The organism is Rhodospirillum sp. A1_3_36 (genome assembly GCF_047263945.1).
In the GTDB taxonomy this organism is placed as follows: domain Bacteria; phylum Pseudomonadota; class Alphaproteobacteria; order Rhodospirillales; family Rhodospirillaceae; genus Rhodospirillum.
This window is the reverse complement of the sequence record NZ_JBLAVB010000003.1, coordinates 101,121-118,997: the sequence shown is the minus strand read 5'-3', so window position 1 is coordinate 118,997 and position 17,877 is coordinate 101,121. Positions and strand designations below refer to the sequence as shown.

At 62.4% G+C, this 17,877-nt stretch carries 18 protein-coding genes; 7 read left to right on the top strand and 11 right to left on the bottom strand.

The genetic code is table 11. The features are described 5' to 3' along the window. Positions 1-62 precede the first annotated feature (62 nt). The 4 genes from pgi to ACLIRY_RS08120 all read right to left on the bottom strand — a co-directional run bounded on the left by pgi (position 63) and on the right by ACLIRY_RS08120 (position 5,504). A complete protein-coding gene (pgi, locus tag ACLIRY_RS08135) occupies positions 63-1,706 on the bottom strand; it encodes a glucose-6-phosphate isomerase (protein ID WP_413204881.1) in 1,644 nt (547 codons plus the stop codon). Positions 1,707-2,031: 325 nt separating this feature from the next. Then, on the bottom strand, positions 2,032-3,378 hold the full coding sequence (locus ACLIRY_RS08130) for a M16 family metallopeptidase (protein ID WP_413204880.1): 1,347 nt from the start codon (positions 3,376-3,378) through the stop codon (positions 2,032-2,034). Between the two features lie 8 nt (positions 3,379-3,386). Beyond that, a complete protein-coding gene (locus ACLIRY_RS08125; protein WP_413204879.1) occupies positions 3,387-4,775 on the bottom strand; it encodes a M16 family metallopeptidase in 1,389 nt (462 codons plus the stop codon). Between the two features lie 141 nt (positions 4,776-4,916). Then, positions 4,917-5,504: a GNAT family N-acetyltransferase gene (locus tag ACLIRY_RS08120; RefSeq protein ID WP_413204878.1), complete on the bottom strand. Its 588-nt coding sequence runs from the start codon at positions 5,502-5,504 to the stop codon at positions 4,917-4,919. 338 nt (positions 5,505-5,842) lie between these two features. Here ACLIRY_RS08120 and ACLIRY_RS08115 point away from each other — a divergent pair, with 338 nt between their 5' ends. Continuing rightward, positions 5,843-7,096 (top strand): multidrug effflux MFS transporter, encoded by a 1,254-nt coding sequence (locus tag ACLIRY_RS08115; RefSeq protein ID WP_413204877.1) that lies wholly within the window; start codon positions 5,843-5,845, stop codon positions 7,094-7,096. A 115-nt stretch (positions 7,097-7,211) separates the two neighbouring features. On the opposite strand, the gene ACLIRY_RS08110 is transcribed toward ACLIRY_RS08115, so the two are convergent. The 3 genes from ACLIRY_RS08110 to ACLIRY_RS08100 form a co-directional block, all read right to left on the bottom strand. Continuing rightward, positions 7,212-9,080: a hypothetical protein gene (locus ACLIRY_RS08110; RefSeq protein ID WP_413204876.1), complete on the bottom strand. Its 1,869-nt coding sequence runs from the start codon at positions 9,078-9,080 to the stop codon at positions 7,212-7,214. Positions 9,081-9,116: 36 nt separating this feature from the next. Then, positions 9,117-9,890, bottom strand: coding sequence for a MinD/ParA family protein (locus ACLIRY_RS08105; protein WP_413205335.1), 774 nt, complete (start codon positions 9,888-9,890; stop codon positions 9,117-9,119). 107 nt (positions 9,891-9,997) lie between these two features. Next, on the bottom strand, positions 9,998-11,029 hold the full coding sequence (locus tag ACLIRY_RS08100; RefSeq protein WP_413204875.1) for an AAA family ATPase: 1,032 nt from the start codon (positions 11,027-11,029) through the stop codon (positions 9,998-10,000). A gap of 412 nt (positions 11,030-11,441) precedes the next feature. Between ACLIRY_RS08100 and ACLIRY_RS08095 the strand changes: the two genes are divergently transcribed. Further along, positions 11,442-11,885, top strand: coding sequence for a DUF4405 domain-containing protein (locus ACLIRY_RS08095; RefSeq protein WP_413204874.1), 444 nt, complete (start codon positions 11,442-11,444; stop codon positions 11,883-11,885). Positions 11,886-11,944: 59 nt separating this feature from the next. Next, complete coding sequence (locus ACLIRY_RS08090; RefSeq protein ID WP_413204873.1) at positions 11,945-12,481, top strand: DUF4405 domain-containing protein; 537 nt, start codon at positions 11,945-11,947, stop codon at positions 12,479-12,481. 184 nt (positions 12,482-12,665) lie between these two features. Here the strand turns inward: ACLIRY_RS08090 and ACLIRY_RS08085 are convergent, their stop codons facing one another. Genes ACLIRY_RS08085 through ACLIRY_RS08070 form a run of 4 tightly spaced genes read right to left on the bottom strand, consistent with a single transcriptional unit; the run spans position 12,666 to position 14,722 of the window. Next, positions 12,666-13,289, bottom strand: coding sequence for a class I SAM-dependent methyltransferase (locus tag ACLIRY_RS08085; protein WP_413204872.1), 624 nt, complete (start codon positions 13,287-13,289; stop codon positions 12,666-12,668). Between the two features lie 3 nt (positions 13,290-13,292). Then, positions 13,293-13,811: a hypothetical protein gene (locus ACLIRY_RS08080; RefSeq protein ID WP_413204871.1), complete on the bottom strand. Its 519-nt coding sequence runs from the start codon at positions 13,809-13,811 to the stop codon at positions 13,293-13,295. Between the two features lie 56 nt (positions 13,812-13,867). Beyond that, positions 13,868-14,212: a carboxymuconolactone decarboxylase family protein gene (locus ACLIRY_RS08075; RefSeq protein WP_413204870.1), complete on the bottom strand. Its 345-nt coding sequence runs from the start codon at positions 14,210-14,212 to the stop codon at positions 13,868-13,870. Positions 14,213-14,266: 54 nt separating this feature from the next. Beyond that, positions 14,267-14,722, bottom strand: coding sequence for a nucleoside deaminase (locus ACLIRY_RS08070; protein ID WP_413204869.1), 456 nt, complete (start codon positions 14,720-14,722; stop codon positions 14,267-14,269). Between the two features lie 154 nt (positions 14,723-14,876). Between ACLIRY_RS08070 and ACLIRY_RS08065 the strand changes: the two genes are divergently transcribed. From ACLIRY_RS08065 to ACLIRY_RS08050, 4 genes are all read left to right on the top strand, one after another. Further along, complete coding sequence (locus ACLIRY_RS08065) at positions 14,877-15,605, top strand: gamma-glutamyl-gamma-aminobutyrate hydrolase family protein (RefSeq protein ID WP_413204868.1); 729 nt, start codon at positions 14,877-14,879, stop codon at positions 15,603-15,605. After that, positions 15,602-16,552 carry a pseudouridine synthase gene (locus ACLIRY_RS08060; RefSeq protein WP_413204867.1) on the top strand — a complete coding sequence of 317 codons (951 nt, stop codon included), beginning with the start codon at positions 15,602-15,604 and terminating at the stop codon, positions 16,550-16,552. Before ACLIRY_RS08065 ends, ACLIRY_RS08060 begins: the two co-directional genes overlap by 4 nt. Before the next feature lie 4 nt (positions 16,553-16,556). Continuing rightward, positions 16,557-17,147: a 16S rRNA (guanine(966)-N(2))-methyltransferase RsmD gene (gene rsmD / locus ACLIRY_RS08055; protein ID WP_413204866.1), complete on the top strand. Its 591-nt coding sequence runs from the start codon at positions 16,557-16,559 to the stop codon at positions 17,145-17,147. Positions 17,148-17,210: 63 nt separating this feature from the next. Beyond that, positions 17,211-17,828 carry a FecR domain-containing protein gene (locus ACLIRY_RS08050; protein WP_413204865.1) on the top strand — a complete coding sequence of 206 codons (618 nt, stop codon included), beginning with the start codon at positions 17,211-17,213 and terminating at the stop codon, positions 17,826-17,828. Positions 17,829-17,877: the final 49 nt, after the last annotated feature.

The window sequence follows — 17,877 nt, the reverse complement described above, 5'->3', positions numbered from 1 at the left end:
GCAGCGAATCGCTCCCCCTTCCCATTTTTCACCCTGCCGACGGCCCTTCTTCCGGCCGCCCTTCAGACCTTGCGCATCTGCCTGTACAGCGAGATAAGGCCATTGGTGGACGAGTCGTGCCGGGGGATCTGGGTGATGTCCTCCAGCTCGGGCAGAATCGCCTTGGCCAGTTGCTTGCCCAGTTCCACACCCCATTGGTCATAGGCGTTAATGTTCCAGACCGTGGCTTGGACATGGATCTTGTGCTCATAGAGCGCGATGAGCATGCCCAGTGTCCGGGGATCGACCATTTTCACCAGAATGGAGTTGGTCGGTCGATTGCCGGGGAAGACCTTGTGGGGTACCAGGGCCTCCAACGCAGCCCCCGTCTTGCCCTGGGCTTCCAATTCGGCCCGGGCCTCCGCCTCCGTTTTGCCCTTCATCAGGGCCTCGGTCTGGGCGAGGAAGTTGGACAACAGGATGGCGTGGTGCGCCCCCATCGGGTTATGGCTTCGCGCCGGAGCGATGAAATCGCAGGGGATCAGATGGGTGCCCTGGTGGATAAGCTGATAGAAGGAATGCTGACCATTGGTGCCGGGCTCGCCGAACAGCATGGCGCCGGTGTTCCAGCTCACCTCCGTCCCCTCCAGGGTCACGCGCTTGCCATTGCTTTCCATGTCGGCTTGCTGAAGGTAGGCGGGCAAACGGTGGAGGTACTGGTCGTAGGGCAGCACCGCATGGGCGCTCGCCCCCAGGAAATCCGTATACCAGACACCGAGCAGAGCCAGAATGACCGGCATGCTCTTTTCGAGCGGCGCGGTCTTGAAGTGGACATCCATGGCATGGGCACCATCAAGCAACGCGCGGAAGCGATCAAATCCGACGGACATTGCGATGGGCAGGCCAATGGCAGACCAGAGGGAATAGCGCCCCCCGACCCAGTCCCAGAAGCCGAACATATTGTCGGTGTCGATGCCAAAGGCTGAAACGGCCTCCCCGTTGGTCGACAGGGCAGCGAAATGCTTGGCGACCGCGTCCTCGCCCAGGGCCTGGGTGAGCCAATCCCGGGCCGTATGGGCGTTGGTCAAGGTCTCCTGGGTGGTGAAGGTTTTGGACGCCACCAGGAACAGGGTGGTCTCCGGGTCGAGGCTCTTGAGAGTTTCGGCCATATGGGTGCCGTCGACATTGGAGACAAAGCGGACGGTCAGCCCGGGTTTGGCATAGGCCTTGAGCCCTTCCACCACCATGACCGGCCCCAGGTCGGAGCCACCGATGCCGATATTGACCACATCGGTGATCGCCTTGCCGGTGGCCCCCGTCCAGGCCCCTGAGCGCACCGCCTCGCTGAATCGCTCCATGCGGGCGAGCACATCCTTGATGGCGGGCTTCACATCGACACCATCGACCAGGACGGGATCGTCCGTGGGATCACGCAACGCCACATGGAGAACGGCCCGCCCCTCGGTCGCATTGATAGGAACGCCGCCGAACATGGCATCGCGGCGCGCCTCCACCCCGGCATCCCGGGCCAGATCCAGAAGCAATCCCATGGTTTCCGAGGTAATGCGGTTCTTGCTGTAGTCGAGCAGCATGTCCTCCAGATGGAGGCTGAACCGGTCGAACCGTTCCGGATCCGCGCCGAACAGGTCACGCATATGCAACGGCGCCACGGCTTTGGCATGGTCAGCCAAAGCCGCCCAGGAGGGAGACGAGGTGGGATCAGGCATGAGGGACTCCTTTGGGGGGAGACGAGAGGAAGGAGGGGAAGAATAGCGGATCTGGGAGAGGCGATCACCCATTAGAGTGCTCCGAGGCCAAGTTGGACCACTTCTTGGCCCAACTTGGCCTCGGAGCACTCTAAAATCCATACAATGAGAGTGAAAGTGGATCAGGATGAAATCAGGTCTGTCCGACCACACGGTAACGGAACAACATCCCCTGTCGTAAACCCTGCGGCTTGAGCCCAGATGGCCCACAAAAGCCCGGCTGGCATTTGAACGCAAGAAAAGCGGCGTGGGTATCACCCCGCGCCGCTTGCCATACGTCTCTCCCTCACACCCCTTCCGGCTTCCCCACCACCACGGCGGTCAGCGCGTCGGGATCCATCAACTCCTTCGCCAGCTTGCGAATATCCTCGATGGTCACCGCCTCCACCTTGGCATTACGGCTGTCGATGTAGTCCGGCGGCAGGTCGTTCACCCGCATGGCCGCGAGCATACCCGCCACCGCTTCGGTAGAGGTAAAGCGCAGGGGCCAGGCCCCCGTCAGGTAGGTCTTGGCATCCTTGAGTTCCTCCGCCGTCGGCCCCTCCTCGGCCATGCGGCGCCATTGGTCACGGATCACCTTGAGCGATTCCCCCATGCGCGCATTCTGGGTGGCTGTGCCTGCGATCCACAGGCCCGTCAGGCGGAAGGGGTAAAGGTAGCTGTAAGCCGAATAGGCCAAGCCCCGCTTTTCCCGCACCTCTTCGGTGAGGCGGCTGCTAAACCCGCCACCACCCAGGATGTAATTCAGCACATAGGCCACATGCCAGCGGGGATCTTCCCGCAGCAGCCCTTTTTGGCCGAGGACCGCCATGCTCTGGGGAATATCCCGGTCAATCACCGTCGTCTTGCCCGTCAGGGTGATCACCGGCTTGGGCACTTGGGGCAGGTTCGCCTTTTCCGGCAAGGAGCCAAAGGTTTCGTCGAGCAGGGCAGACAAGGTGCCCGCATCCACATCCCCGGCCACGCCGATGGACAGATCTTTGCGGGACAGACGGGTCTTCATGAACATCCGCAAGTCATCGGCGGTGATCGCCGCCACAGAGTCCACCGTCCCCTTCTCGTCTTCCGTATAGGGATGGTCGCCCATCACCTCCTTCATCCAGGCGCGGAAGGCGATGGTGTTCGGATCCTCGTCATCTCTCCGGATGCTGGACAGCACCTGGGCACGGATCCGTTCCACCGGTTCGGCATCGAAACGCGGTTCTGTCAGGGCCAGGCGCAACAGGCGGAAGGCCTCGTCCAGGTTGTCCGTGGTTGTCTTCAAGGTGCCGTTGAAGGTATCCCGCCCGGCGTCGAAATGCAGCTCGATGGCCAGATCCTGCAAGTGTTCCCGGAAGGCCTGGGAGTCATACTCTCCGGCGCCCTCGTCGATCAGGCCCGACGCCAAATAGGCCAGCCCCCGTTTGCCCACCGGATCGGTGATCGAGCCCGCAGGAAGGGAGAAGTCGAGGGTTACGATGGGAAGGGTTGAATCCGACACCAGATAGGCGGTGACACCCTTGGCGCTGGTCACCGTCTGGACCTCCATGGCCCGGGCGGGAAGCACCAGGATGCAGAGGAACAGCAGGGCGAAAACTGTGGGCGCAAGACGCCGCGCCGCAGTGGGGGTCGCAAGGCGAAACAGGGAGGTCATATCTCTTCTCAGCTCCGGGCTTCGGGCAACAGGATGCCGGTGACCGAACGGTCCCGGTGGGCGAGGACGGCACGGGCGGCGGCCATCACCTGCTCGGGCGTCACAGCCTTGATACGGTTGGGCCAATCCTCCACATCGGCGATGGAGCCACCAGTGGCGAGGACCGAGCCCAGCACCCGCGCGCCCTCGGACAGGCTGTCCCGGGCGTAGACCAAGCCGGCGGTCAGCCGGTGTTTGGCCTTCTCCACCTCTTCGTCGGTGACGCCATCCTTCAGCAGCTTGGCCACTTCCGCGTCAACGGCAGCAATCACCGTGTCGATTTCCACCCCATCGCGGGGGGAGGCATAGAGCCCGAAGACCCCCCAATCGACGGCGTCGGAGCGGTACCAATCCCCGGCGGAAACGGCCAGTTTTTGGTCGATCACAAGGGATTTATACAATCGGGAGGTCGCTCCTCCACCCAACAACTCCTCAAGGACCTGGAGGGCATCACTCAGGCCGTCGGGATCCAGATTGTTGGAGGGCGCGATATACTGTCGGGAAAAACTGGGCTGACTGACATGGGGGTGGGCCATGGTGATGACCGTCTCCGCCGCCGGGGGCAGGTCGCGGGGCCGGTTCCGGGGCGGAGTGTCGCGGCGGGGCAGCTTGCCATAGGTGGCTTCGGCCAGCGGCTTCAACTCCGCTGCGGTGATGTCTCCGGAAACCACCAGGATGGCATTGTTCGGCGCATAGAAGCGGTCGTAGAAATCAAGCGCCTCCTGGCGGGTCAAGGCCATCAGCTCGTTTTCCCAGCCAATCACCGGATTCTTGTAGGGGTGATTGACCCAAAGGGCCTGTCCGACGCGCTCCCCTAAGAGGGCGCTGGGTTCGTTGTCGGTGCGCGAGCGCCGTTCCTCCCGCACCACGTCACGCTCGGTCAGGAAGTCCTGCTCGGACATGCGCAGATTGGCCATGCGATCAGCTTCCATCTCCATGACCATCGGCAAACGGTCCTTGGCGATGGACTCGTAGTAAGCGGTGTAGTCATCGCTGGTGAAGGCGTTGTCCTGCCCCCCGTTGCGAGCGATGATCTTGGAGAATTCTCCAGGCGGAATCTTGTCGGTGCCCTTGAACATCAGGTGTTCCAGCAGATGGGCGATGCCAGACTCACCTGCAGGCTCATCCGCCGCCCCGACCTTATACCAGACCATCTGGTGGACGACGGGAACGCGGTGGTTGGGGATCACCACCACCTCCAAGCCATTGTCGAGGGTGAAGCTCTCGGGTTCGAACACCTGGGCCGAGGCCGGAAGGACCGCTCCCACCGCCAGGGAAAAGAGCAGCAGGACGGGCGCAAAGAAGCGGGGACCAAGGGGGCGGGAACCAAGGGGGCGGGCAGCAGTCGAGGGGAGCATGGGATCGTCCGGACCGGTGGAAGGGGACAGCAAGCCTATGGAACACGGCCAATGGGGCCGCAATGGGGCGGTTTGGCGGTGAGAGTGGGGGAGCAGGAGAGAAAGAGGTCACGAGAGGGAGTGGCCCCAGCGCATTTTCCCTTACCTTCTCTTCATTCGGTACAGCACATGGGGGGCCGAGGGATCGTCCAGGGCCAGGAGCGGATGGAAAAAATCATCGGCCGGAGTCCGGGTCATGCCCAGCTTCTCCATCACCCGGCGCGAGGCCATGTTGTCTGGCACGGTGAAGGCCACCACCTCCTCGAAGCCATGGTGGGCAAAGGCGTCCTCGGCCAGGACTGCGGCGGCGGCTTCCGTCGCCAGACCCTGGCCCCAGTGGGCCGGATTCAGACGCCAGCCGATTTCCACACAGGGGGTGAAGGGAGCCGAAAAGCGGGGCACCAATAAGCCGACAAAGCCGATCATCGGTCCGGTCCTGGGGCCAGTTTCCCCCCCCGGGTCAAAGGCGGCCTCCCGTTTGGTCACCACCCAGGGGCCGAAGCCATATTTGCGCCAATGGGCCTCTATCCGATCCACCAGGGCGTCACTCTCTTCCCGATTCAGGGGGGCGGGCAGGTGGCGACAGACCTCGGGATCGGCATTCATCCGGGCCATGGGGGCGCGATCTTCCCACCGCCAGGGGCGCAGAACCAAGCGATCGGTCACAATCTGATCGAGGGGCTTCGCCATGGGGGTAAACTCCAGAAAACAGAGGAAATGGGAAGAGAGACGGTCCGAAAATCGAGGGACACCGGGGCCTCGGAAAAACCTCGGCGGGAAAGAGAGACTCAGAGTGACCTCGAGAAAGCCTTTTCATCAAATCCATTTCTCCCTATGTACCCCATAGAGTGATATGGGATCAGCTTGGAACGAGATGGCCCCATATCACTCTCATTCTATTAAGTTTTAGAGTATCTTCGAGGCCAAGTTTGGTCGCGAAGCGACCCAACTTGATTCTCGGAATACTCTAGTTCCGCCGACCTTTCGCGTTTTGACTCCTGCGGACCAACTCCAATCCTGGATCTATCATGTCCAACCCTCCTACGCCAATCCAGCGGTTCGGGGTGATGTCTCACCCCGAATTCATCGCGATGATGGCGATGATGATTGCCCTGACCGCCCTCTCCATCGATGTCATGTTGGTGGCCCTCCCCGACATCGCCCGGGATTATTCCCTCTCGGACCCCAACGATCAGCAGTTGGTTATCATCACCTATATGATCGGCTTTTCCCTGGGACAACCTCTCTGGGGGCCCCTGTCCGATGCCGTGGGCCGCAAGCCGGTCCTCTATGCCGGGTTCCTGATTTACGCCCTTGCCGCAATCGCTGCGGCCCTGTCCTCCTCTTTCGAAGCCTTACTGATCGCCCGATTCATCCAGGGGATCGGTGGCGCCTCTCCGCGCATCCTGTCCATGGCCATTGTCCGGGATTACAGCCGAGGCGCAGGCATGGCCAAAGCCATGTCCACACTGATGACCGTCTTCATCATCATCCCCGTTCTGGCTCCCACTTTCGGAAGCGTCATTCTGACGGTGGCCGACTGGCATTGGCTGTTCGGCATGCTCGCGCTGGTCAGCCTGGGGCTGTTCCTGTGGACCACCCTGCGTCTGGAGGAAAGCCACCCCGCCAGCAAGCGCTCGGCCACGACCTTCACCAGCGTCTGGTTCGCCGCCCGCACCGTGATCACAACCCGGGCCACCGTCGGCTACACCCTTTGCGTTGGCTTCATGCTGGGTATGTTGATGAGTTACGTGAGCTCTGCTCAACAAATTTTCGACGTCGTCTATGGCGAATCCGCCCTATTCCCCCTGCTGTTTGGCATCGTGGCCTCGGCCATCGCCCTGGCCTCCATCCTGAACAGCCGCTTTGTCATCAAGGTCGGTATCCGCCGTATGTGCCATACGGCCCTGGTCTCCTTTGTCGTCCTGGGTTCGGCCATGGGCATGCTGGGCTTTCCGGCTCACCCGCCCCTGTGGTTGTTCATGGCCTTCATGTTCCTGGGGTTCTTCTGCTTCGGCTTCATCGCCCCCAACGCCAACGCCCTGTCGATGGAACCCATGGGCAAGGTGGCGGGCATGGCCTCCTCCTTCGTCGGCTTCATCACCTCTCTGATGGGGGCGGGGTTGGGGGGCTTCCTGGGCCAGCATTTTGATGGCACCGTCCGCCCCTTTGTTCTGGGCTATCTGATCTTCGGCCTCTGCGCCCTAGGCGTCGTCCTGGTCACGGAAAAAGGCCACCTGTGGGGCAGAGACCAGGAGCGGAAAGCCTCGAAGGCACTCTAAAATTCATACCATCAGAATGAAACTGGGTCAGTTTGACTCAAGCTGATCCAGTTTCACCGTAAAAACGGGCATGACGGCCCCCTTTGTCGTCACGGCATGACTTTTGGGTTGGGTTCTAAACCAAGACTCCCCCCGGTCCGGCCCCCAGACCCAGGCCCCGTTCGCTCCCACCGGGGGGAGCGACGGGGGGGCGGACAAAGCCCCCCGTGAAATCGAAATGGACCCGACCAGTCAAACCCATGGTCACCAGGGCAGTGTTATAGAGCACCTGGATATCATAGCGCACACCCGACGGCAGAGCATCCCGGGCGCGCACCACAAGGTCCAATGCCCGCCCCTTCTTCTTGTAAAGCCCATCGAATTGCAGAGGGCCAAGGCGAGACAGGTCCAGCTCAACCAGGAACCGCTGCCCCTGCTCCTTTCGGCCTTTGCCCGCCTCTGAATCGTCCTCTCCCTCGCTATCCAAGCGGCGCAGGATCACCCGGATCGGATCAATATCCGCCCCGGCCAGAAAGGGCACGTTGAAGGTTCGCCACTCGCCAGACCCTTCGCTGGCCCGGCTGGCCATGTCCCGCATCTCCGACCCCAACCGTCCGGCCAATGCCGTCCCTTTCTTGCCCCCTGTCCGTTCCAGGGCCCGCATGGCGGGTCCCCCGGGCCATTTCTCCGTATCCCCACCATTTCGAATGGCACCGACAAAAGACGTGACCGCTGCTGCAAGGGAGGGACCAGCCTTGGGCATGGCCGCCAAGAGGGGGTTATTGGCCCCTCCCCCCTCGGACGACGCCATGATCCGCAAACTTTCCGACAAGGTTGGCCACCCGGTCCCCGATGTGAGTGGCGGCACCCCTTGCCCGGCCTGGGTCGCTGCGACCGCAGAGGCGGACGGCGGCGCGGGGAGGGGGGCCCCAGTGGCAGTGGCAGTGGCAGCGGTGGTGGTGGCGGCCCCAATAGCCGGACGACCGATGATCTGAAGTTGGACAAGGTCTCCGGGCCGCACATCCAGGCGAGCGCGCAGGGCCAATTGCCCGATATCCGTATCGATGACCGGCTGGGCCCCCGTGCCAGCGGACAGCACCCTCCCCGGAACACTGCGCCCGGTCAGGACCTGGAGCGTATCGTTGGCCACCACCCGGGCGGCGCCCCCCGACGAGGAGCCTTCTGCGGCTGCCGAGACCCGTCCCAAGGGGGCCGCTTTTGACCCATCGCCCCCCTCGGTATTGGCCGCCATTGCCCTGGGGGGTATGCCCTCGCTCGATCCCGGACCGGCGGGCGGGATCGCGCCTCCGGGGACGCCCGTTGTGCCCCCTCCCATACCTGACACCGAGGAGGGCGTCACTTGGGCCACGCGCACGACCAATTGCGCCCCCAGCGGAGGCGCGGGCACTGTCTGGCGCGCCCCGCCAATCACACCGGCAAAGGCCCCTTCCTTGGCCCCAAAAGACAGGGGCCCGGTTGCGGCACGAACCACCGTCGCAGCAATGCCAGAGTTGGCAGAACTTCCCAGGGAGACCGTGACCGCCTGAGCCCCCCCTCCTCCCGCAGTGCCCTGCCCTGCCCCAGCCCCGGGCAAACCAGAAGCTTGCCCCACCGCACCCGTCCCGGCCCCCCCGGCCCCTATCCCGACACCACCTCCTTGCCCGGCTCCCTGCCCCGCTCCCTGCAAGCCGGACGAGGTCAAAGGGCGACCATTGAGAGCCGCCATTTTCAACAGGGCCTGCCCCCGTACCTGTCCCAGCAGTGTCAAGGACAGATCTCCGCCCTGGGGCAGGTTCAAGGGTGTTTTCAGGACCAATTCACCGAATTGGGTGGAAACCCGCAGCTCTCCCTTGCTCAGGGTGGCGAGGATGGTTGCGTTCAAGGTCGACCCCTGGGGAAGGGACATCAGGGCCTGAGGAGGATTGGGCATAGTCGCCGTCATGGGAACCGACGACTGAAGCGGTCCCATGGCCGTGGGTGGCGGTGGTGGAATGGGCGTGTTCATTCCCGGCGGGTTCCCTTCCCGCGATCCGAACCCAGATTAGCCCTGCAACAGTCGCTCGGCGATGGCTTCCACGTCCATGGCGGCTTCGCTGTTGGGATAGCGAGTCAAGATCGGTATCTGATTACGAATGGATTCGCGCACCCGGGTATCCCGGCGCACAATCCCGGCCAACGGGGGGCTGATCTTCAAGAAGCCCTGGCAAGCCTTCAACAAGGTCTGGTAGGTCCGCTCTCCCTCGCGGGTGGAATTGCAGGCGTTCACCACCACACGGATGTCCACGTCGCGTCGTTCCATGGCGGTAATCTTGATGAAGGCATAGGCGTCCGTCAAGGACGTGGGCTCATCGCTCGTAACCACCAGCATGGACCCCGCCGCCCGGGAAAGCAGACGGATGGACTTGTCCACCCCGGCCCCAAGGTCGAGGACAACCTTGTCATAGCTTTGAGACATCAGCATCAGATCCTCGGTCAATATCTGCAGACGCCCCGGGGGAATGTTGGCCAGACTACCGGACCCCGAGCGTCCGGCGATCACATCGAAATCCCCCGCAGGATAAGGCGTAGCGGCTTGGTTCAAGGTTTTCTTGCCCGACACCACGCTCCCCAGATCGGCCTTAGGCATCAACCCCAGTTGGATGTCGACATTCGCCAAACCCAGATCACCATCGAACAACATGGTCTTCTGACCGCGTTTGGCCAGAGCGTGGGACAGGGTGATGGCGAACCACGTTTTCCCCACGCCCCCTTTACCCGAAGCGATGGCGATAATATTCCGATTGCGGGCCTTGGCCCCGGTGGCCCGGGGAACCATGGTCGGCGAGGCGGCGTCGTGAGGCGCATCCCTTTCCCCAAGAGGCGGGGGCGCGGAAGAGGCGAACGGCGGCGTTCCGGTTCGAGTGACATCGCTGGTCATACCGATCACAGAGCCTCCGAATACGGCGTGTCGTCATTGTCACCGGCGGACGTGCGGGCCGGTTCCGGGGCCTCGACGGTTCGCTCTTCCTCCAGGGGAAGAATCAACCGTGCGAGGGAAACGGGATTGATGGGACAAAGTCCATCGGCCACTTGCGGATTGATGGACACATCGCCAAAAGCGAGGGCTCCCGCTTCCGCAGCGGCCAGGATACCACCAAGGCGACGGGCCATATCCAGTCGCGTGGCCAAAATGCGTGACGCGCCAACCTCAGCGAAGGCATCGGCAATCTCCATCGCTTCCATGGGATCCATGCCCGCGTTCAACACAAGAGTCACATCCAGGCTGGTCGCGTCCAGCAGATCGCGCAGATAATCCATGTCACCCAGGGAAAAGGGATTGAGGCCCGGGCTGTCGATGAAAATCACACCGTGGTCCCGACTCACCGCATCCACCTGGGCGGCCAGGGCATCGGGGCCCTTGGCCCGCTTCAGATCGATTTCCAGAATCCGTGTGAAAGCGGCAAGCTGTTCCTGGGCACCGGCGCGGACGGTGTCCGTTGTAATCACACCCACGGATTGCCCGGCGATGCGGGCCCGGGCGGCCAGCTTCGCCACAGCAATGGTCTTGCCCGTCCCAGGGGGACCGACAAGAAGAACCGGGCGGGACCCGCCTGCCTGGGGCATGGGCGAGAAATGGAACACCTCGTCCAAGGCCGCTGCGCAAGCACCTGTGGCGTCATGGGCGGGCGTGGTCGCAGCAAGGTTCACCAGCAGTTCGGTCAGACGGGGCGGAGCACCATGGAATTCCAAAGCCTCCCGCACCGCTTCTCCCAAGGGCGTACGATGGTTCCCGGTCAGGGCAACATGAATGTCATCCTCTGACCGGTTATCCCCTTCCATGGCCGCCGTGATCCGCACGCCATTACCGTCCGACGCCCGTTGGGTGGAAACGATGATGGCATCGTCCCCCAATTCGGCCCGAATCGAGGCCATGGCCTCGGCCATGCTATCGGCAGTGTAACACTTAAGACGCATTGGGAATCGCGCGCCAGTCCTAGATCAGGGTTCATGGAAAGGAGGGGGCCTGCCCTTCCCGGCCTTCCACCATAGGGCGGGGATCTTAACGACACCTTACCGAACGTTTCGGGAGGCGGGGATATAAACAAAAGTACGCGTCACCATAGTCCATTCCGTATCGACGCAATCTTGTCTCAGGCTCTCCCGCCGATACGTCACCTTGGGCAGCAAGTTCCACTAGTGTCCACACAAACATTACGGGAAATTAACTAGGACCCTCGCCCAACGCCTGCTAAAATAAAAAAGAAGCAAAAAATACCATGGAAACAGGTTAACGCGAAAGCTCCCACACGGCTTCCCCATCCTTGATATCGGCAGGAGCGACGCAAGCACTCCGGATCCAGAGTCCCGGATCCGTTGGAGGTCCCAAATGTCCCCCCTTGATCCCCCCCTCAGCACAGCAGAAACCGGCCGAAAGACTCACGCTGCGACACAGCCCCCCCATGTCGGTCCCCCCAATATTTCCATGCCCCTGACTGCGGCACTCTTCCTTGTCATGGCGGGGACCGGCGTCATGCTGTTCCTCCAGTGGTCCCCATCCACCGTCCGGATTGCTCACGAATGGCTGGGCATAGCCTTTCTTGCCGCCGCCCTCTGGCATCTGATCCACCATTGGCATGGCTTCCGGCATGCCCTCCTGCGCCGTCCCACACAAATCACCATCGCCCTGGTCCTGCTCGGCGCGGGACTGCTCATTGCCCTGACCGCCCACGAGCCGGGGTCGGGGGAGGGACGCCACCGAAACTGGAGCGAAGGCCCGCCAGCGTCCTCGGCCCCCCTTTCCTTACCGGAAGATGAACAAAGTGTAAGTTGAACTATTCCGGTGTCAGGTGCAAAAGCAGGACATCGGAAATTCAGACCCGGATTAAAAAAATGTCCACCAGAAGCACATCAGACCTCCTGAAACGGGACGTGGTCACCCCGGTTACCGCCATCGTCTTCCTTGCCATCGGTGTGACAGGGATCATGCTGTTTTTCCACACCGGTGAGGCCTGGGTGAAAGAAGGGCACGAATGGCTGGGCCTCGTTTTCGTCGCCGCCGCCGTCTGGCATCTGTTCCGCCATTGGAGGGGATTTTCGGGCTATTTTCGCCGGAGCTTGCCCCAAGTCGCCCTGGTCTTGTCATTGATCGTTTCGGCTGGCGTGATCACCCTGACAGCCCGCGACGGCGGCGATGGTGGATTTTCCCCACGAGCCCTGATCACGGCCATGGAGACAGCCCCCCTGACCGAGACCGCCGCAGTCCTGGGCCTGCCTCCCGCCGCCCTGGAAGGGGTCCTGAGGGACCAGGGGTGGAAGGGTGCGGCGTCAGACGCCTCGGCCCGGACTCTCGGCGCTGCTGTGGGAAAGGACCCCATGGCAATCCTCGCCGCCCTTCATGGTGCCAGGCAGGGTAATCCAGCCCAATAGAAGCCCTGACCGGACCAGACCGACCCGAGTGAAGACCAGAGGAATCCCCTCGGCCTAGAGTGAAACGGGATCAGCTTGAGTCAAGCTGGCCCCGTTTCACTCTCACTCTATAAGTTTTAGAGTGTCTTCGAGGCCAAGTTTGGTCGCGAAGCGACCCAACTTGATCTCGGAATACTCTAGGTCATCACTCGGGTCTCCACATATATTGAACAAAATCCGTCTGACAGGAATCGTGAACCAACAGACAGGTCCACCCTGTGGCCCGGCAATGGGCATCCGTTTGACCTGGATCAGCATGGAACAGCTTCCACCGCTCCGGATAAGGGGCCAGGGTAGATTGGGTGTTGAAGGCCACGCCCCGCTTCGCCAGGGCCATCATGGCCCTGATCAAGGCTTTCATGTACGCCCAGGGATGATCCTTGCGGTGGGCGAACACGCCACTGGCGACCACCCAATCGAAGCTTTGGGGTGCCAGCCCCGCCAGATCCTCCAGGATATTCCCCTCAAGGAAGCGCCCCTCAGCCCCATGAACCTTCCGACAATGGGCCACGAAATCCGGTGTGATATCGATGCCCGTATACTCCACCTGAAGACCTTGCCCGACGAGCCAGGACAGAAAATCTCCCAGACCGCAGCCCACATCCAAGACCCGGTCGCCGGGAGAGATCCCCAGTTTGACCAGATCCTCGAACCGCCGATGCTGGGTCTCCTTGGCGCTCCAGTTCAAAGCTTTGAAGGTTGGGCCGTGGTCGCGCAACAAAGCGCTGTAAAGCGCCACGACGCGACGGTCATCCCGATCTAGAGCCATCCCTCAAATACAGATCAACGACAGTTCGGCATTATTGGCGTCCTGCTTAGCGGGGGGCGCATCGATCACCTTGACCTCCCGGAACACCCCAGGTTTTGCGACCTTATCAACCACGGCAGACAGAGCCTTCACAAAATCTTTGTTATCCAGATCCTGGCGTTCCTGCGGACTCATGCCGTGGCTGTTGAAATAGAAGATCAGGGCTTCTGTCACCCATGGGGTGACATAGCAAGCCTCGGCCTCTTTGCCCTGTTCGGGCATCAGATGAACAGTCATTCCCACATATTGGCGTCGGTCGCCGGACACGACCATCGGAATCCACATCGTGTCCAACTGAATAACCGTTCCGCCACTGAGTGCCGCATCATAGCGAGGGCGTTTGGTGATTTTGTCTTTCTGACTGCCCCCCTCCTCAGCCGCCAGGGCTTGGAAAGGGGGCGCTCCCCCGACAAGGGCAAGGGAAAGGACCACCACCAAAAGGGACAGGTGGAGGGCCGAAGGGAGGAAACGAAATCGGGTCATGGGCTTCCCTTTTCGGTGGACCAGTTGAAACCGCCCCCCAGACAGCCCCCCTGCCCTTATTGGGCGGCGAACTGGTCAAAGGCCTCCATGGCCATGGCGCCATAGACGGCGGAAGGACCACCCCCCATGTAGAGACCCATGCCCACGGTTTCCAGCATTTCCTCGCGGGTGGCCCCCTGTTGAATGGCAGCCTTCACGTGAAAAGCAATGCACCCATCGCAGCGGACCGCGATGCCAATCCCCGTGGCGATCAGTTCCTTGGTCTTGGGATCCAAGGCGCCTGCGGCCGTCGAATGCTTGGCCATGGCCGAGAAACCGCCCCAGGTCTCGGGAATCCCCTTACGGGTATCGCCCATCAGGGTTGTCAGCTCCGCAGCCATTTTCGGCCAATCCTTGTACATGTCTCTCACTCCAATCCTATGTTCCTGACTGGAGGCAATATTAGTATTGTCTAATTATATGTCAATGCGAGAACGCCTCTCTCTCAGGATCCGAAAGAAGTCTCGGAGCAAGCCCCCCGCTTCCCCTTCCCGGACCCCCCCAACCACTTCGGGCCGATGCAGGCAATCTGAGCGATGGAAGAGCCTGGGTCCATGCTCGACTCCCCCCCCTTTCGGGTCATAGGCGCCGAAGATCACCCGCGCCAGCCGCGCATGCCCAATCGCCGAGGCACACATGGGACAGGGCTCCAGGGTGACCCAGAGGGTACAATCGGTCAGACGGGGGTTGCCCAGCTCCGCACAGGCGGCGCGAATGGCCAGGACCTCCGCATGGGCGGTGGGATCGGCGATTTCCTCCACCCGGTTGCCCGCAGCGCCCAATACCCGGCCCGCCCGGTCGGTGACCACGGCTCCCACGGGCACCTCCCCCCGGGCCGCAGCGGCACGGGCCTGATCCAGGGCCAAAAGCATGGGATCCAAATGGGGCGTTCTCTCCATCATGCTGTTAGGGATGGGCGGAAAGCGAGGATCAGGTCAAGCGGGACTGTTGCGAAGACCCCATATGGGCCATAAACAGGGACCAAATGTTCCTGACAGAGTTATAAAGACAGTAGGAGTTCCATCCATGGGCCGTCCGGTCATCGGCATCACCGCAGACAGTGAGGAGGAAGGCGGCGGCTATTCGGCCCTTCCCTGGTATGGCCTTCGCCATAACTATTGCGACGCCGTGGCCCGGGCTGGCGGTCTACCCGTCATCCTGCCCCATAACGCCGAGGTCGCGGCGGACTATCTGACGCTCATTGATGGGCTGCTGATCACCGGTGGAGCCTTTGACGTGGATCCCAGCCTGTTTGGTGCCGAGACCGTCCATGAAACTGTCGTTCTGAAACAGCGCCGGACCGCCTTCGAACTGGCCGTGGTCAAAGGCGCCCTGGACCGGGATATCCCGCTCTTCGGTATTTGTGGTGGCCAGCAACTCCTCGCTGTAGCCTTGGGCGGCACCCTCATTCAACACGTCCCCGACGTTTTCCCCGACGGTCTGGCCCATGAACAGCCCAACCCCCGCACGGAGCCGGGCCACGATGTGACCACGACCCCGGGCAGTCGCTTGGCGGCCATCACCGGTCCTGGCCCCTTCCCTGTGAACAGCGCCCACCACCAAGCCGTAGAGGGTATGCCCGACCCAGCCATGGTCACCGCCCGGTCCCCCGACGGGGTGATCGAAGCCGTGGAAGACCCGGCACGGCGGTTCTGTCTGGGGGTGCAGTGGCACCCCGAATACGCCATCAGCCCTGCGGACACAGCCCTGTTCGAGGCTTTCATCATCGCCTGCCGGACCGGAGAGACTCCATGACCGACCCAAAAAACGAAGACCAAACCGGCGACGCCACCACAGCGCCTGGGTCCGAAGGCGAACGGATCGCAAAGGTCATCGCCCGGGCGGGCCTCTGCTCCCGCCGGGATGCGGAAAAGCTGATCGAATCGGGCCGCGTGACCTTAAACGGACGCCAGGTGACGCCACCGGCCCCTCTGGTGACCTCAGGCGACACCATCGCCGTGGATGGCAAACCCCTGCCCGACAAGGAGCCCCCCCGCCTATGGCGCTATCACAAGCCCTCCGGGCTGGTGACCAGCCACAAAGATCCCCAGGGCCGCCCCACGGTTTTCGATCGCCTGCCCGGTGGTTTGCCCCGGGTGATCTCCGTTGGTCGCCTGGATTTGAACAGCGAGGGGCTTCTGCTGCTGACCAATGACGGCGATCTGGCCCGGGAACTGGAGCTCCCCGCCCAGGGATGGTTGCGCCGGTACCGGGTGCGCATCCACGGTCGCCCCGACCCCGTGAAACTGGCAGCCCTGGAAAACGGTGTGACCGTCGAGGGGGTCAATTATGGCTCCATCAAAGCGGTTCTGGAGCGCCAGACCGGCGCCAATGCCTGGATTTCCGTCTCCCTTCGCGAGGGCAAGAACCGGGAAATCCGCCGGGTCATGGATTACCTTGGCATGCCGGTGAGCCGCCTGTTGCGGGTCTCCTACGGCCCCTTCCAACTTGGCCAGCTTGAACCCGGCGCCGTGGAGGAAATCCCCGGCAAAATCCTGCGGGAACAGCTCGGCAACAGCGCCCATACGCCACCGAAGCGCCAACACACCAAGGCCGCGCGGGAGCTGGAGGCGAAACGCGCAAGCAACCGGCGGGACGCAACGAAGGCCGGAGGCAAAGGCCGCGGCATGGTGCGCCCCAAGGGCCGGGGCATGGCGTCCCCCAAGGGGGCAAGCTCGGGCAAGACTCGGACGTCGGATTAATCCCATGCGCATCGTCGGCGGACAGTTTCGCGGCAAGACCCTCGTCGCACCCGAGGGAAAGGAGACCCGGCCCACCAGCGACCGCTCGCGGGAATCCCTGTTCAACGTCCTCACCCACCGCTTCCAAGGCCACAGCCTCCAGGGACAGGACGGCTTTTCCCTGACCGGAGCGGTGGTCGTGGACGCCTTCGCCGGATCGGGCGCCCTGGGTCTGGAGGCCCTGTCCCGGGGAGCAGCCTCGGCCACGTTCCTGGAAACCACTGCACCCGCCTTGACCGCCTTGCGGGCCAATCTGGCGGCCTGCCGAGTCCAGGATCGATGCCGTGTGGTCCGCGCCGATGCCACGGCGCCGGGCAAGCCCCCGGCGGGGATCCAACCGGCCACCTTGGTTCTCCTCGACCCTCCCTATGGCCAAGGGCTCGCGCCCCGCTGTCTGGAGAGTTTGGCCGAACGGGGCTGGCTCTCCCCCGGCGCCCTTGTCTGCGTCGAAACGGAAGCGAAAGCGCCACCCATTGATTGGCCCAAGGGGTTTTGGGAAGAAGATCAGCGCTCCCATGGCAAAGCACGCCTCACGATTCTTCAATGGAACCCTTGACCACACCGGAAAAATCTCCCCAAGTTTGAACATCTTTTTCGACTCATTTTAAGGAATGTTCAGATGTATCTCCATCGACTGACAACATCCGGCCTGATCTCCTTGGCTCTTTTGGCGCCGCTGTCGACGGCCTGGGCCGCCGATCCGGTGGGCGACGTCTCCATCGTCAAGCATGACGCGAACGCCCGCGCCAACGGTACCTCCCGCGCGCTGGCCAAGACCGACCCCGTGAACGAAGGAGAAATCCTCAGCACGGGCAAGGACTCCCGCCTGGAAGTGGCCTTGGCCGACGGATCCACCCTGACCCTTGGTGAAGCCGCCAGTCTGATTCTGGATGACTTCACCCTGAACACCGACAGCACCTCGGGTGCCCTTTCGGTCTTCACCGGTGCCTTCCTGCTGGTCAGCGGCGACAAACCCCATGACGGCATGACCATTCACACCCCCGTGGCCACCATCGGTATCCGCGGCACCACAGTCTGGGGTGGCCAGATTGACGGCGCTTTCGGTGTCATGGTGGCAGAAGGCTCGGTGAGCGTGACCACCGACGCGGGCACCGTCATCCTTGACGAGCCGGGCGAGGGAACCATGGTCACCTCCCGGACCGAGGCCCCCGAGGCTCCCACCGCCTGGTCCGAGGACAAGAAGGCCCGAGCCTATGCCACCGTCGCCATTAACTAATCGCGGGCTGGGTGGCGGCACGAAAAGCCGCCGCCCACCGCGTTTCATA